Annotated in this window: 15 protein-coding genes; 9 read left to right on the forward strand and 6 right to left on the reverse strand. The window is 62.4% G+C overall.

Features of this window, described 5'->3' with window-relative positions:
* Nucleotides 1-108 precede the first annotated feature (108 nt).
* The gene (locus FGZ14_RS06505; protein ID WP_139922413.1) at nucleotides 109-1,842 is read right to left on the reverse strand and encodes a DUF6044 family protein; all 1,734 of its coding nucleotides are present in this window, start codon (nucleotides 1,840-1,842) and stop codon (nucleotides 109-111) included.
* Between the two features lie 120 nt (nucleotides 1,843-1,962).
* Between FGZ14_RS06505 and FGZ14_RS06510 the strand changes: the two genes are divergently transcribed.
* Nucleotides 1,963-2,385: a hypothetical protein gene (locus FGZ14_RS06510; RefSeq protein WP_139922415.1), complete on the forward strand. Its 423-nt coding sequence runs from the start codon at nucleotides 1,963-1,965 to the stop codon at nucleotides 2,383-2,385.
* A gap of 25 nt (nucleotides 2,386-2,410) precedes the next feature.
* On the opposite strand, the gene xerD is transcribed toward FGZ14_RS06510, so the two are convergent.
* The gene (gene xerD / locus FGZ14_RS06515) at nucleotides 2,411-3,313 is read right to left on the reverse strand and encodes a site-specific tyrosine recombinase XerD (protein ID WP_139922418.1); all 903 of its coding nucleotides are present in this window, start codon (nucleotides 3,311-3,313) and stop codon (nucleotides 2,411-2,413) included.
* Nucleotides 3,314-3,459: 146 nt separating this feature from the next.
* Here xerD and aroQ point away from each other — a divergent pair, with 146 nt between their 5' ends.
* The 6 genes from aroQ (at nucleotide 3,460) to FGZ14_RS06545 (ending at nucleotide 7,696) form a co-directional block, all read left to right on the forward strand.
* The gene (gene aroQ / locus FGZ14_RS06520; protein WP_139922420.1) at nucleotides 3,460-3,906 is read left to right on the forward strand and encodes a type II 3-dehydroquinate dehydratase; all 447 of its coding nucleotides are present in this window, start codon (nucleotides 3,460-3,462) and stop codon (nucleotides 3,904-3,906) included.
* Nucleotides 3,907-4,151: 245 nt separating this feature from the next.
* Entirely contained in the window at nucleotides 4,152-5,219 is a 1,068-nt protein-coding gene (locus FGZ14_RS06525; protein WP_139922423.1) for an aminotransferase class V-fold PLP-dependent enzyme, read from the forward strand.
* Nucleotides 5,220-5,321: 102 nt separating this feature from the next.
* Nucleotides 5,322-5,882 (forward strand): MarC family protein, encoded by a 561-nt coding sequence (locus tag FGZ14_RS06530; RefSeq protein WP_139922426.1) that lies wholly within the window; start codon nucleotides 5,322-5,324, stop codon nucleotides 5,880-5,882.
* A gap of 123 nt (nucleotides 5,883-6,005) precedes the next feature.
* Nucleotides 6,006-6,473 (forward strand): ribonuclease HI, encoded by a 468-nt coding sequence (gene rnhA / locus FGZ14_RS06535; RefSeq protein ID WP_139922429.1) that lies wholly within the window; start codon nucleotides 6,006-6,008, stop codon nucleotides 6,471-6,473.
* A gap of 5 nt (nucleotides 6,474-6,478) precedes the next feature.
* Nucleotides 6,479-6,967: a hypothetical protein gene (locus tag FGZ14_RS06540; protein ID WP_139922432.1), complete on the forward strand. Its 489-nt coding sequence runs from the start codon at nucleotides 6,479-6,481 to the stop codon at nucleotides 6,965-6,967.
* Between the two features lie 6 nt (nucleotides 6,968-6,973).
* Nucleotides 6,974-7,696, forward strand: coding sequence for a tRNA1(Val) (adenine(37)-N6)-methyltransferase (locus FGZ14_RS06545; protein ID WP_139922435.1), 723 nt, complete (start codon nucleotides 6,974-6,976; stop codon nucleotides 7,694-7,696).
* A 12-nt stretch (nucleotides 7,697-7,708) separates the two neighbouring features.
* Here FGZ14_RS06545 and FGZ14_RS06550 read toward each other — a convergent pair whose 3' ends face one another.
* The 3 genes from FGZ14_RS06550 to FGZ14_RS06560 are packed head-to-tail and all read right to left on the reverse strand — an operon-like array spanning nucleotide 7,709 to nucleotide 10,763.
* A complete protein-coding gene (locus FGZ14_RS06550; RefSeq protein ID WP_139922437.1) occupies nucleotides 7,709-8,419 on the reverse strand; it encodes an ABC transporter ATP-binding protein in 711 nt (236 codons plus the stop codon).
* Nucleotides 8,412-9,356 (reverse strand): hypothetical protein, encoded by a 945-nt coding sequence (locus FGZ14_RS06555; RefSeq protein ID WP_139922441.1) that lies wholly within the window; start codon nucleotides 9,354-9,356, stop codon nucleotides 8,412-8,414. The genes FGZ14_RS06550 and FGZ14_RS06555 overlap by 8 nt, the downstream gene beginning before the upstream one ends.
* Before the next feature lie 39 nt (nucleotides 9,357-9,395).
* Entirely contained in the window at nucleotides 9,396-10,763 is a 1,368-nt protein-coding gene (locus tag FGZ14_RS06560) for a saccharopine dehydrogenase C-terminal domain-containing protein (RefSeq protein ID WP_139922445.1), read from the reverse strand.
* Nucleotides 10,764-11,027: 264 nt separating this feature from the next.
* Between FGZ14_RS06560 and cdd the strand changes: the two genes are divergently transcribed.
* Both cdd and FGZ14_RS06570 read left to right on the forward strand, forming a co-directional pair.
* Nucleotides 11,028-11,522 carry a cytidine deaminase gene (cdd, locus tag FGZ14_RS06565; protein WP_139922449.1) on the forward strand — a complete coding sequence of 165 codons (495 nt, stop codon included), beginning with the start codon at nucleotides 11,028-11,030 and terminating at the stop codon, nucleotides 11,520-11,522.
* A gap of 88 nt (nucleotides 11,523-11,610) precedes the next feature.
* Nucleotides 11,611-12,285, forward strand: a complete 675-nt coding sequence (locus tag FGZ14_RS06570) for an alpha/beta hydrolase (protein ID WP_139922451.1) — start codon at nucleotides 11,611-11,613, stop codon at nucleotides 12,283-12,285.
* 49 nt (nucleotides 12,286-12,334) lie between these two features.
* Here FGZ14_RS06570 and FGZ14_RS06575 read toward each other — a convergent pair whose 3' ends face one another.
* Nucleotides 12,335-13,087 carry an SDR family NAD(P)-dependent oxidoreductase gene (locus FGZ14_RS06575; RefSeq protein WP_139922454.1) on the reverse strand — a complete coding sequence of 251 codons (753 nt, stop codon included), beginning with the start codon at nucleotides 13,085-13,087 and terminating at the stop codon, nucleotides 12,335-12,337.
* Nucleotides 13,088-13,096: the final 9 nt, after the last annotated feature.

Below are 13,096 nucleotides of genomic sequence, written 5' to 3' on the forward strand. Positions count from 1 at the left end.
TTGCTAAGGTGCTGATTAGGTGAGGTCGGGAAATAGTGCCACGCCGTGTTGCCCAAGTGCACATCGGCCCCGGACGGCACCCTTACTCGGCTGCCGGGCCGGCGGCCGCTACCGCACTTCGTACACCCAGATGCGCCAATAAGCCCCCGGAGCGGTATAGCGGCCCCGCAGCTGGAGGCCGCTGCCCTCGGGACGGAGCAGCCGGGCCGCCGACAGCACGTAGCGCCCGCCCAACCGCCGGAACGCCCGGGCATCGAAGGCCCAGTGGCTGACGACCCGTTCCGGCAACGCGCCTACCCGAAAGTTCTTGCCCAGCTCGGCCGAAAATAAGTAGCACCGGTTTCCCCAGGCATCGTAATACGTGCGCAGCCCGGGGCTTTTGGCCAGCTCCCCGGCTATCAGGGTCCGAAACTGGTGCTTGTAGGGTAGCGGGTAGTTGTTCTGGTACCCATCCAGGGTGTAAAATCCGTTGAGCGAGGCCACGGCCGGCGCAAACCCAAGGCAGGCTACCCGGTACTGCGCCGGCCGCTGGCCGGTGCGGGCCAGTATATCCTGGCGAATGTGCCCAAACAGCGCCGGGGCCACATAGGCGGCGTAGGTAGGCTCGGTGGCGGGCAGGCGCCCCAGCAGGCGGCGTATGTTCAGGGTCCACTCGGTGTTCATGCCCAGCCCAATCAGGAGCTGCAGCCCCACCAAAGCCGCCCGTGGGCCCGGAGCCGGAATGTAGCGCAGACTAAGAACCAGAATGCCAAACCAGAGCAGTGGGGTCAGGAAGTGAAAGCGGGAAAGGTTGAAGGCCCGCAGCGGCGGCACCAGCTGTTGTAACGCTTCAATCAGCTGGGGGTAGAAGCCGCAGAACAGGGCTACCCCTGCCAGCACGCTCAACCCCACCAGCAGCTTCCGCAGCAAGCGCCGCCGGGCAGGACCGGCCGGCACGTACGCCAGCGCCAACCCGGCCGCCAGTAACGGCGCCGCCCGCAGAAACAGCCCGGCGTGATACTGCCCCAGCAGCAGGTAGCGCCCGGCGCCAGCCAGCCCCGCCCCTACCCCACCGGGCGCCAGCCGCGCATAGTCGAACTCCAGCCGGTGGGGCACAAACTGCCGCTGCACCAGCAGCGAATACACCAGCGGATACTCTACTACCGCATAGCTCAGGCCCAGCACCAGCAGGCCCAGCACCGGCCGCCAGGCCACCCGGCGTCGGTGCCCGGCATCCAAGGCCAGCAGCAGGCCAGCCGCCGCCAGCACAAACACGCCAGCCAGCACCAAACTCGACCAGAAAGCAAAGGCCACCAGCAGCAGCCAGTCGGACCAGTGGCCGGGGCCGCGGCGCAGGTTCAGCAGGGCCAGCGCCACCCAGGGCTGCCCCAGCACCGAAACCCCGTAGGCCGTGTACGTCGGCAGCACCGCCCAGGCCAGGGCCAGCCCCGCGCACAGGGTTGCCCGGCCGGGTCCGGGCAGGCCATAGCGGCGCAGTAGCAGGTACATGCCCAGCAGCCCCGCCAGGCGCACCAGCAGCTCGTGCAGCAGGTAGGCTTGCAGGGGAGGAAACAGGGCCATCAGCCCGACCAGGGGCTGCAGACCGGGACGCAGGGCGTTGCGGGGCAGGCCGTTCATCAGCCGCTCCACGCGGGTAGTGGCGCGGTAGTCGAGGGTCTTGCCTTCCTGGAGCAGGGCGTAGGGCGGAGCCAGCTCCGTGTCCAGGTTATCATCGATGAGAATGTAGGTGGCTCCCGATGGCGCCGCGTAGGCCAGGCTTAAGGTCAGCAGGAGTGCTATGGCCCAGAGCAACGGCGGGAAAGCGGAAAGCCGAAAAGACTTCCCCGTGGTGTAGTCAGGCATAAGCAGCAAAAGAAGGCAGTCGGCAAAAATAAAATTTTCCTTTCGGGAGGCTTGGCCGCCTCGGGCCCCGCGCCGTTAAATAGAACTCTCCCCTATGGTCTGTTCCCTGCCTCCTACCCTATGCACCAACGCCTGCTTTCTGCGCCCGGCAGCCCCAACTTCTGCCAGATAGTATATGATGAAGCCAACCACTGGCTTTTCACTACCTGGGCGGGCTATGTAGGGCCCGACTACGCCCACGATGGAGCCACCGTGGGCCTGCAGTTGCTCAGGCAGCTGCACTGCTCCTGCCTGCTCAATGACAATAGCCGCATTCAGGGTCCCTGGTTTGATTCGCTGGAGTGGCTGGCAACTACGTGGGGGCCGGTAGCCGCCGAGGCCGGCCTGCGCTACATCGCGCACGTAGCCCAGCCCAATGCTGCGGTCAGCTCCTCGTTCGATCCATCGGTGCAGCGGCTGTTGGGGCAGTTTGAAATTCAGGTCTTCGATGACCTATATGAGGCCACGGATTGGCTAAGCAGCTGTCAGCGCCTGGTGGGGTAGCCGGCCGGAAGCCCGCGTCGCCGGTTTAGCTGCGCGGATGAAACTCGGTAATCACCTGGCGCAGGTAGTCCCGGTCGAGGTGGGTATAGATTTCGGTGGTCGTGATGCTCTCGTGGCCCAGCATTTCCTGCACGGCCCGCAGGTCGGCGCCGCCTTCAATGAGGTGGGTAGCAAAGCTGTGGCGGAAGGTGTGCGGGCTGATGCTTTTGCGGATACCTGCCTTTTCGGCTGCCGCCTTAATGATGTTGAACACCATCACCCGCGAGAGGCCCGCCCCGCGCTTGTTCAGGAATACCGTGTCCTCGTGGCCGGGCTTGATATCGAGGTGAGCCCGGATGCCCTGCAGGTAGAAGCCCAAGTGCTTGAGCGCGTCGCGCCCGATGGGCACCAGCCGCTCCTTGCTGCCCTTGCCCAGCACCCGCACAAAGCCCTGGTCGGCGTAGAGATTGGAAAGGCGCAGCCCCGTCAGCTCACTCACCCGCAGGCCGGAGCTGTAAAGCACTTCCAGCATGGCCCGGTTGCGGGTGCCCTCGGGCGTACTCAGGTCGATGCCGTCGAGGAGCTGCTCAATTTCGGGGTAGCTGAGCGTGTCGGGAAGCTTGCGGCCGGTTTTGGGCGCATCCAGCGTATCAGTTGGATCCAGGGTGAGAAGGTCTTCCATAATAAGGAAGCGGTAGAAGGCCTTGATGCCCGACAGGATGCGGGCTTGCGAGGTGGCCGACATGCCCAGACTCCCGAGCCAGGCCAGAAAGTCGCGCAGGATGCGGGTGGTGACCTGCTGGGGCGAGGCCGGCAGCTTTTCTACCTCCAGGTACTGGCGCAGCTTCTGCACGTCGCGCACATAGGCCTCTACGGAGTTGGCCGAAAGGGATTTTTCCAGCTGCAGGTAGCCCTCAAACTGCTTAAGGGCAATAGACCAGGTGGACATAAGAAGCGGGGTAGAAATGAGGAAGTACGGCAAGTAGGCCGTAAAAGTACAGGTTAGCAGCTGCCGCTCCAGGCCGCAGCCGCAGTTGCGCCCCGAATGCCAATACCTTTGCTTTGTATTTCGTCTGTTCCCTACCCCCCTGCCTTATGCAAATACTCCTGCTCAACGGCCCCAACCTCAACCTGCTTGGTCGGCGCGAGCCAGGCATCTATGGCTCCCGCTCCTTCGAAGACTACCTGCCCGAGCTGCGTGAGGCCTTTCCGCAGTTTGAGCTGGAGCACTTCCAGAGCAACCACGAAGGCGAGTTGATTGACAAGCTGCACGAGGTAGGCTTCAGCTACCATGGCATTGTACTGAATGCCGGCGGCTACACTCACACCAGCGTAGCCCTGGCCGACGCCGTGGCCGCCATTCATACGCCCGTGGTAGAAGTGCACCTAAGCAACCTGCACGCCCGCGAGGAGTTCCGCCAGAAAAGCCTGCTGGGCCGCAACTGCGTAGGCAGCATCAGCGGCTTTAAGCTTGAGAGCTACAAGCTGGCTCTGCATTACTTCGATGGCCAACGCCCGAAGCGGGTGGGGTTTAAGGTTTAGTAGGGTGAATAGTGATGAGGTAAATGGTGACAGGTAAAAGGTGCCGTGCCGAGGGTTTGGTGGGTACCAGGGGGTAGGCGGATATCGTTCTTTCGGCGCACATGGCCAAACGGGCTTCCCCCTGTCACCTGCCATCATTTCCTATTCACTTGTCACTTTTTACCTGTCACCTCATCCCCATTTACCCTATCACCTCATCCCCCAATCAATACCTTTGCGTTTCCACTGCTTAGCCTTTCCTTCCTATGTATACATTCAACCCTGGCCCTTCGCAAGTGTACCCGCAGGTGCGCCAATACTTGCAGGATGCGTTTGATGAGGGCTGGCTCTCGGCCCAGCACCGCGGCGAGCGATTTGTGCAGCTAATGCGCCAGACGGTGCAGGAGCTGAAAAATAAGCTCAACGTTCCGCAGGATTACACCGTGTTCTTTATGAGCTCGGCCACGGAGTGCTGGGAGGTGCTGGCCCAGAGCCTTACCCCTACCAAGAGCTTCCACCTCTACAACGGGGCTTTTGGCGAAAAATGGTACGAGTACGCCAAAGCCCTGCGTCCCGCTACTACCGGCATCCAGTTCGGGCCCGACGAAACGCCGGATGTGCACCGCCTGCCGGGCCTCGATGAGCAAACCGACCTGGTATGCATCACCCAGAACGAAACCAGCAACGCCACCCAGCTCCGCGACGGCGTGGTGCTAAACATATACAACCGCCTGCCCGGCAACGCCCTGCTGGCCGTTGATGCTACCTCTTCACTGGCCGGCATTCAGCTCAAGTACATCAAGGCCGATATCTGGTATGCTTCGGTGCAGAAGTGCTTCGGGCTGCCGGCGGGGCTTTCGGTGATGCTGCTCTCACCCCGGGCCGTGGAGCGCCTGCGCAAAATCAATGAGCGCAGCCACTACAACTCGCTCACGGCTCAGTACGAGAAAATGCTCAACTACCAGACCACCCACACCCCCAACGTGCTGGGCATCTACCTGCTGAGCCGCGTCATGGCCGACCGGGCGCCCATCAAAGCCATTCATCAGCATCTGCAGGAGCGCGCCACCAAGCTCTACGATTACTTCGACCAGGCCACCCAGCTTTCCCCGCTTATCACCAACCCCGAGGCCCGCTCCACCACGGTCATTGGCTTGCAGGGGGCGCCGGCTTTGATAGACGAGGTGAAGCGGCGGGCCCTGGCCCAAGGCCTGCAGCTGGGCAGCGGCTACGGCAGCTGGAAGCCTACCAGCCTGCGCATCGCCAACTTCCCCGCCATCCCCGACGCAGCCTTCGAGCAGCTGGTGCAGTTCTTCGCCCGCGAGTTTGCCTAGCGGTGAAATAGCGAGATGGTGAAATGGTGAGTTTAATGTTCTGTCACACTCCTGTTTCAGCCACTCATCAACTCCCTGTTTCACCATCTCACCATTTCACTTATGTTCAGCTTCAAGGAAATTGCCTCCGTCACGCTCACGCTTTTTGCCATCATTGATATTCTGGGCTCCATCCCGATTATCATCCAGATCCGGCAGCGCGAGGGCAAGATTGAGTCGGAGAAAGCAACCCTGGTGGCGGGGCTGCTGATGGTGGCCTTTCTGTTTCTGGGCCAGAGCATCCTTTCTCTCTTCGGGGTTGATTTTCAGTCTTTTGCCTTGGCTGGCGCCATTATCATCTTTCTTATTGGCATGGAGATGATTCTGGGGGTGGAGCTGTTCAAGCACAACCCGCTGGCCTCCACGGGCTCCATTGTGCCCCTGGCGTTTCCGCTGATTGTAGGCGCCGGCACCATGACAACGCTGCTCTCCCTGCGGGCGGCCTATCAGCTGCCCAATGTGCTGGCCGGTGTGCTCGTGAACCTGGTGTTTGTGTATCTGGTGCTGAAAAGCTCGGCCTGGATTGAGCGCAAGCTGGGCAAGGCCGGCGAGGATATTCTGCGCCGCGTGTTCGGCGTCATTCTGCTGGCCATTGCCATCAAACTGTTTAAAAGTAATTTTTAATTTCTAGTGTAGGGAGCGGGGCTTGGCCCCGCCCGTTGGTCGCGCCGTAGTTACAATTCCGCATGTGACGCGGACGCCGGGCGGGGGCAAGCCCCACTCCCTACACGCTTTTTCCCTGTTCTCTTGATTCATTTATTTACCGACGGCTCCTCGCGGGGCAACCCAGGGCCGGGCGGCTACGGGGCGCTGCTGCGCTTCGGGCAGCACGAGAAAGAGCTGACCCAAGGCTTCCGCCTGACTACCAACAACCGTATGGAGCTGCTGGCCGTGATTGTAGGCCTGGAAGCCATTAACCGCCCCGAGCTGCCCATTACCGTGGTTACCGACTCGCGCTACGTGGTGGATGCGGTAGAGAAGCGGTGGGTATTTGGGTGGGCCAACAAGCCCGATTTCGGCAAGAAAGCCAACGAAGACCTCTGGCGCCGCTTCCTGAAGGTGTATAAGCAGCGCACCGTGCAGTTTCGCTGGGTACGCGGCCACAACGGCCACCCCGAAAACGAGCGGTGCGACCAGCTGGCCGTGTGGAGTGCTACCCAGGGCAAGCTGCTGATTGACGAAGGCTACGAGCTGATTGAAGCCAAGCGCGGCTAACTAGATTGGAGGCCTTTGCCACACGCAGCTACAAGCACATTGCGCCGCCCGTTTTGGTGTGCTTTATTGGCCTGTCGGCAGCAGGTCAGCAGCAACAACCTGCTTTTCAGGATTTCAGCGTTGCCAAGGTTTACAAAGGGCCTCACGCACTACCCCGGATTTCCAGTGGCTCCGCGGCCTGGCAGTTTAGAACCAGGATTCGCGAAGCGGCCAAGCACCCCCCAAACTTTGCGGGTCACTACGTTCTGGCGGCCTGGGGCTGTGGTTCGGAATGCCTGCGCTATGCCGTGATTGATGTTGTTTCGGGCCAGGTGTACTTCAACAACGAAACCAACATGAGTTGGTGGGGCGCAACTTTGCCTGATCATTTTGTTCCGCTCGATTTCAGATCGAGCAGCCGATTACTTGTGCTAACCGGCGCGCTGGGTGGAGAGGGCCGGAATACAACCCACTATTTCATTCTGCGGCGCGGACGACTTACACCGTTGCGCTAACCTACGATGCCCAACTCCTACTTCCAGTTCAAGCAGTTTCGGGTGGAGCAGGGCGCGTGTGCCATGAAGGTGAGCACCGACGCCTGCGTGCTGGGCGCTGTGGCAGCCGTAACAGATGTCAGCCGTATTCTGGATATTGGCTCCGGTACCGGCCTGCTGGCCCTGATGGCGGCGCAACGTAATCCGAGGGCCTGCATTGAGGCGGTGGAGCTGGATGCCGCGGCGGCAGCCCAGGCCGCCGAAAACTTCCGGCTGAGCCCCTGGAGCGCGCGCCTGGTACTGCACGCGCAGCCGCTGGCCGCGTTTGCCGCCACCCGGCCCGCGCCCTTCGACTGCATTATCTGTAACCCGCCGTTCTTTCGCAATTCGCTGCGCTCCCCCCACGCCGGCCGCACCACCGCCCGCCATACCGCCCCCGAGTCGCTTACCTTCACTGAGCTGGCCCGCTTCGCCGCCGATTTCCTGACGCCGGCCGGGCAGCTCACCGTGCTGCTACCCCCGCCCGAAATGCTTTACTTCGAGCGGGAAGCCGCCGCGGCCGGCCTCTACCCCACTACCCGCCTGGTGGTACATCATCGGCCGGGTAGCAAGGCCCTGCGCCACATTACCGGCTTTGGCCGCCAGCCGGGGGTAGTGCGGGAGCAGCTGCTTTTTTTGCACGAAGGAAATGAGGCAGCCTACTCCGATCCGTTCAGGGAGTTGCTGGGTCCCTTTTATCTGGCCCTGTAACAAGGCCGGAAGTTAGGCGCCGGCGCCATCAGGCAGCAACTGCCGCAGGTGAGCGAGTTTTTGTTGGTGCAAAGTATCGAGCAGGTCGGCTTGTAGCTGTCCGAAGTGGGTAGCGGGGTAGTGGCGCAGTACCCGGCCCTCGGCCAGCACGGTTATTTCGTCGCATAGCTCCGTAAGGGAACCCAGCAGGTGTGAGGTAAGCAAGATGCCTACCCCCTGCCCCCGCAGGCGGCGCAATACTTCCATTACCAGCAAATTCGTGCTTAAATCCAGGCCGTTGAAGGGCTCGTCGAGGATGAGGTAGCGAAAATCCTGCACCAGCAGTGCCAGCAAGGCCAGTTTCTTTTTCATGCCCGCCGAATACTGCTCGGCGTACTGATCCAGGGGCAACTCCAGCAGGTAGTTCCAGCCCGCCAGATCGGGCACCGGCCGGCCGCGGGCCTGCAGGCAAAACTCCACGTACTCGCGCCCCGTGATGCGCGGATAGAAGTAGGGCTCGTAGGACAGCAGGCCCGTGTGCTGGCGGATGGGCCGGCCGCCGGTTTCCTGTATGGTGCCCGTGTAATCAGTATGCAGGCCGTAGAGGCAGTGCAGCAAGGTAGTTTTGCCGGCCCCGTTGGCGCCTACCAACCCGTGCAGGGTACCGGGCCGCAGGGCCAAGTCAATGTGATGCAGAACGGTTTGGGGGCCGAAGCTTTTACGCAGGCCACGAATTTCAAGCATGTTGATACTGAGCTAAACGATGGTGGCTTTTCAGTCCCAGCCCCAGAAAACAAGCCGCCAACAGGGCCCCGAAGGCTGGGTTGCTGCCGAGAATAGAAAACCCAACGACCACCGCACCCGCCTGGGTAAGGCGGGCCAGGGTAGCGTGCGGATAAAAAGCATACTTGGCCAGCACCACCATCATCAGTACCACGGCGCACCACAGCAGCACGGCGGCCGTTCCGCCGGCTCCGGCCGGCCCCTGAGCCAGCACAGCGGCCAGCGGGGCCACCGTTAGGCCAAAATACAGCAGCCCCCACCCTACCCGCTCGCGCAGCCAGCGGCCCGGCGAGGAAAGGGCGGGCAGCAGCCAGGTCCAGGGCTCCACGGGGCCATACACCTCCAGCATCACCAGCAACCACCCCACTACTGCCAAAGCGGGACCCGTGGCAGTATGGCGGGTAGCAACGGCGGCACCCAGCAACCCCAGCCACAGCAGCCCGGCCCCACGGCGGCTTGCCCCAACCCACTCAAATGCCACGCTCCGAAATACAGTCCGGCCGTGGCGGCGGCCGGCGCGGGCCGTAGCGGGCGGCGCCAGCGCCACTAGCGCCGCCAGCACAATGGTAAGCAAGGCAGCACCTATGCGCCCGAAGGCCACCAGCACCCCAAGGGCCGGCAGACTGAGCAAGGCGTATTCTGCCCCCAGCCAGGGCCTAAAACCGGGAGCCGTAAGCTGCAGAAACGAATAGTCGTCCCGCTGCCGGTGCAGGCTCCAGATCAGGCCAGCCACTACTACGGGTACCAGCCACGCTGCTCCGGCGCTACCTGCTGCCATTAACAGGGCCCGCGCCGTGGCAAGCCCCAGCAAAGTACCCAGTAGCAACAACCGCCACCAGCCCAGCTCGCGCAGCAACCGGATGAGGAGTCGGACCCGCAGCGTCAAATAGGTTTGCATAGGCTGTTCAACGCCCGGATAGAGGTTCTATTTTACCAGCTACAGGGCGCCGGCCGGCACATGGGCGACAAGCTCCTCTTCCACGAACCGAATTCCGTAATCCTGCTCCAGCTCTTCCAGAATGGGCTCGTAGAGTTCAGGTAAGGTTGGAATGACTACCCCTCGCTGCCCGAAGGTGCCGCGGGCCAGCTGCCGCACGGCCATGGCTACGGGCAGGCCTACCGTTTTTGCCATGGCCGTCTGGGTGATATCATCGCCCAGCACTACCAGCGAGGAAGTAGCCAGATGCGGCTGCCCATTCAGCGTGAACCCAATCTGATGCTGCATCACAATCATGTCGTGGTCAGAGGGCTGCAGGGCCCATTTTTCGGTGAGCAGGCGCTCCAGCAGTTGGGCCGGGGTAGCATCAGGCCGGCCTACCGGGCGCTCCGAAAACAACTCCAGCCACTCCAGGCGCTGCATTTCCGGCCCCGATACTTCCAGCCCTAAGTAAGCGGCTACCCGCTCGGGCAGGCTCAGGGCTTCCATTCCAGCTGGCAGGTAGGCCTCCACCAGCTCGGCCCAGGTCAGGTCGGCGGGGTTGCCCAAGTGCACGGCATCATCGGTGAGGCCCAGGCGCACCAGGGCGTGCCAGGCGGCGCAGTATTCGGGACGGCGCAAGGTGCCGCGCAGCATTGTGGGTACTTGGTGCAGGCCATAGGGCTCCCGGTAGCTTAGGGAGTCACGGTTGGCGTAGCCTTCCAGCTCACCTACCCCGGGCACCCGCAGCTTTTCGGTACGGGCAAACAGCTGTTGATAGGGAATAAAGCGCAGCCGTCCGTTTTCGAGGTATTTGGCCGTACTCTGGCCAGCCAGCACCACGTTGCGCGGGTTCCAGGTAAACTTATACTTCCACGGATTACTACCTTCCGCCTCGGGCGCCAGCAGCCCCCCACAGTACGATTTGAAGCTGGTTACCTGTCCGCCCCGGCTCCGGATGTCGGTCAGCAACCGCATGGCCGACATATGATCTAAGCCGGGGTCGAGGCCGCACTCCATCAGAATGGTGATGCCAGCGGCCCGGGCTTCTTCATCCAGACCCCGAATTTCTTCGCTCACGTAGCTGGCCGTTACCAAATGGCGGGCATACCGCACGCAGGCCCGCGCCACAGGGCCGTGCAGCATAGCCGGCAGCATGGATATCACTATGTCAGCCCCTTGGACCAGACCTTCCAGCCCGGTCTCATCCTGCAGGTCAAAAGGCACGGCCTGCGCGTAAGCGGCGTGGGCAGCCAGCACCGGCACCAAGTGCGCAGGCTGCATATCGGCCACGATAAGCTGCCAGCCTTCGGAAGGGGCATGGCGGAGCAAGTAATGCAGCAACGACGAGGCCGAGCGGCCGGCGCCCAGAAGCAGGATACGGGTCATGGGGGTAAGCTGGGTGGAAAGGCAGGAGACGCGGGCTGGGAAAAGAGTCCGCCGCCAATATTAGAAATTTGCGGCACAGCAGCCGCTTGGCCTGCCCCGGCCCAGGCCGCTACGGAGCAAGCCGGCCGCGCCGGGCGAGCACTGGAGACGCAGATTTTTTGCGGGTCATCGTGTCCGTATGCAAAATAGTTGTACATTCACCGCCCCTTTTCACTACCCGGGGCCGCCAGCCGGAACCGGGCCGTTCCCTTCCCGCCTCCCCCGATGGCCCAACCCCTCCACCTGACCATCACCATTGACGTGGTGGCCTCCGAAGCCGACCTCACCCCAGCGGAAGCTACCACCTGGCAGGCGGCCCGCGCGGCCACTGACCACGCCTACGCCCCCTACTCCCACTTCCACGTGGGCACGGCTCTGCTCCTCGACGATGGCACTATTTTCCGGGGTACCAATCAGGAAAATGCCGCCTTTCCTTCGGGCCTGTGTGCCGAGCGTACGGCCCTGTTTGGCCTCGCAGCCTCGCAGCCCGAGCGCCGGATCCTGGGCATGGCCGTAGCTGCCCGTCCGGCCCAGGGGGAATTTGTGCCGGTTACTTCGTGCGGAGCTTGCCGCCAGGTAATGGCCGAGTATGAGCACCGCCAGAAACAGCCCATTCCGCTGCTGCTGCAGGGCCCCAACGGGAGCATCTACCGGTTTCACTCCCTCTCCGACCTGCTTCCCTTCGGTTTTTCTTCCGACGACCTGCCGGCGGTGAAATAGCGGCCTGGTGAGTGGCGCGTTCAAGCCGGGCGACTAAGCCAGCAGAACGCTCTGCTCACGGTTTCTTTACTTCCCTTGCTCCCGCTTTATGCCTGCTCAGGAACATCACCTGCCCGTAGTTCGCACGGCCCGGTACTACCAGTTAGGCGAGCTTTCCGCGGCTACGCGCCGGGTGTGGTTTGTAGCCCACGGCTACGGACAGCTGGCAACGTACTTTATCCGGCATTTTGCCTTCCTCTCTGAGGCCGATCCGCAGCTGGTAATTATTGCCCCCGAAGGCCTGTCCCGCTTTTACCTGCAGGGTACGGGCGGACGGGTAGGCGCCACCTGGATGACCCGCGAAGACCGCCTCACGGAAATCGAGGACTATGTAGCCTACCTCAACCAGCTGGCCGAAACTATTCTGGCCCAGGCTGCTCCCAACGTGGCCGTTACCGTGCTGGGCTTCTCGCAGGGCGCCGCCACGGTTAGCCGCTGGCTGGCCCAGGCACCATTCCGGCCGGCCCACCTGGTGCTATGGGCCGGCGCTTTCCCGCCCGATATGGATTTCACGGCCGCTTCTCACTTGCTGCAGGGCCTACCGGTTACCCTGGTATGCGGCACCCAGGATGAGTTTGTATCGGAGGAGGCCCTACAGAAACAGCTGCAGTTTTTTCGCGCAATGCAGGTAGAGCCCACCCTGATTCGTTTCGAGGGCAAGCACGCGCTGAACGCTGGTGCCCTGGCCCAGCTCCAGGAAGCCGAGCAACTGGCATCTGAATAAAAAAGGCCGCCCTCAACGGGGCGGCCTTTTTCGTTTGGCGGGGGTAGAGTTAGGCGTCCTTGCGGATGGAAGTAGCAGCGGCTTGGGCCGCCGGCAGAATGAGTACCTCGGCAATGTTGACGTGGGCCGGGCGCGTAACCATAAACCCAATCAGGTCGGCCACGTCCTCAGCCCGCAGGGGCTCGAAGCCTTTGTACACAGTAGCAGCCCGCTCCGTGTCGCCCTTGAAGCGCACCTGCGAAAACTCGGTTTCTACGGCGCCGGGGTTCACCTCCGCCACCCGAATATGGTGGGGTAGCAAATCCAGGCGCATACCTTTGGTAAGGGCTGCCACGGCCGCCTTGGAGGCGCAGTACACGTTGCCGTTGGCATAGGTTTCGTGTCCGGCAATGGAGCCGATGTTGATGATGTGGCCGGTGTTGCGGCGCGTCATGGAGGGTAGCACGGCGCGGCTCACGTAGAGCAGGCCCTTCACGTTGCCATCCATCATGTCGTCCCAGTCCTGGGGGTCACCGTCCTGAATGGGGGCCAGCCCGTGGGCATTGCCGGCGTTGTTGATGAGCACATCGATATTCTGAAACTCGGGGGGCAGGCTCTGGATGGCAGCGTCCACGGCGGCCCGGTCGCGCACGTCAAAGGTCAACAGGTGAGTAGGCACCTCGCCCAACTCCCGGGCCAGTTCTTCCAGCCGCTCCCGGCGCCGGCCGGTTAGCACCAGCCGGAAACCGGCCTTACCCAGCGCCACGGCCGTAGCGCGCCCTATGCCCGAAGAGGCCCCCGTAATCAATGCTGTTTTCGTCATTTCGCGGAA

It is taken from the genome of Hymenobacter sp. DG01, assembly GCF_006352025.1.
Taxonomy (GTDB): domain Bacteria; phylum Bacteroidota; class Bacteroidia; order Cytophagales; family Hymenobacteraceae; genus Hymenobacter.

Coding starts and splice junctions, on each gene's coding strand:
- FGZ14_RS06570 (WP_139922451.1), top strand. CDS start 11,611: ATGCCTGCTCAGGAACATCACCTGCCCGTAGTTCGCACGGCCCGGTAC.
- FGZ14_RS06560 (WP_139922445.1), bottom strand. CDS start 10,763: ATGACCCGTATCCTGCTTCTGGGCGCCGGCCGCTCGGCCTCGTCGTTG.
- FGZ14_RS06510 (WP_139922415.1), top strand. CDS start 1,963: ATGCACCAACGCCTGCTTTCTGCGCCCGGCAGCCCCAACTTCTGCCAG.
- FGZ14_RS06575 (WP_139922454.1), bottom strand. CDS start 13,087: ATGACGAAAACAGCATTGATTACGGGGGCCTCTTCGGGCATAGGGCGC.
- FGZ14_RS06550 (WP_139922437.1), bottom strand. CDS start 8,419: ATGCTTGAAATTCGTGGCCTGCGTAAAAGCTTCGGCCCCCAAACCGTT.
- FGZ14_RS06505 (WP_139922413.1), bottom strand. CDS start 1,842: ATGCCTGACTACACCACGGGGAAGTCTTTTCGGCTTTCCGCTTTCCCG.
- FGZ14_RS06530 (WP_139922426.1), top strand. CDS start 5,322: ATGTTCAGCTTCAAGGAAATTGCCTCCGTCACGCTCACGCTTTTTGCC.
- cdd (WP_139922449.1), top strand. CDS start 11,028: ATGGCCCAACCCCTCCACCTGACCATCACCATTGACGTGGTGGCCTCC.
- FGZ14_RS06525 (WP_139922423.1), top strand. CDS start 4,152: ATGTATACATTCAACCCTGGCCCTTCGCAAGTGTACCCGCAGGTGCGC.
- xerD (WP_139922418.1), bottom strand. CDS start 3,313: ATGTCCACCTGGTCTATTGCCCTTAAGCAGTTTGAGGGCTACCTGCAG.
- FGZ14_RS06545 (WP_139922435.1), top strand. CDS start 6,974: ATGCCCAACTCCTACTTCCAGTTCAAGCAGTTTCGGGTGGAGCAGGGC.
- FGZ14_RS06555 (WP_139922441.1), bottom strand. CDS start 9,356: ATGCAAACCTATTTGACGCTGCGGGTCCGACTCCTCATCCGGTTGCTG.
- aroQ (WP_139922420.1), top strand. CDS start 3,460: ATGCAAATACTCCTGCTCAACGGCCCCAACCTCAACCTGCTTGGTCGG.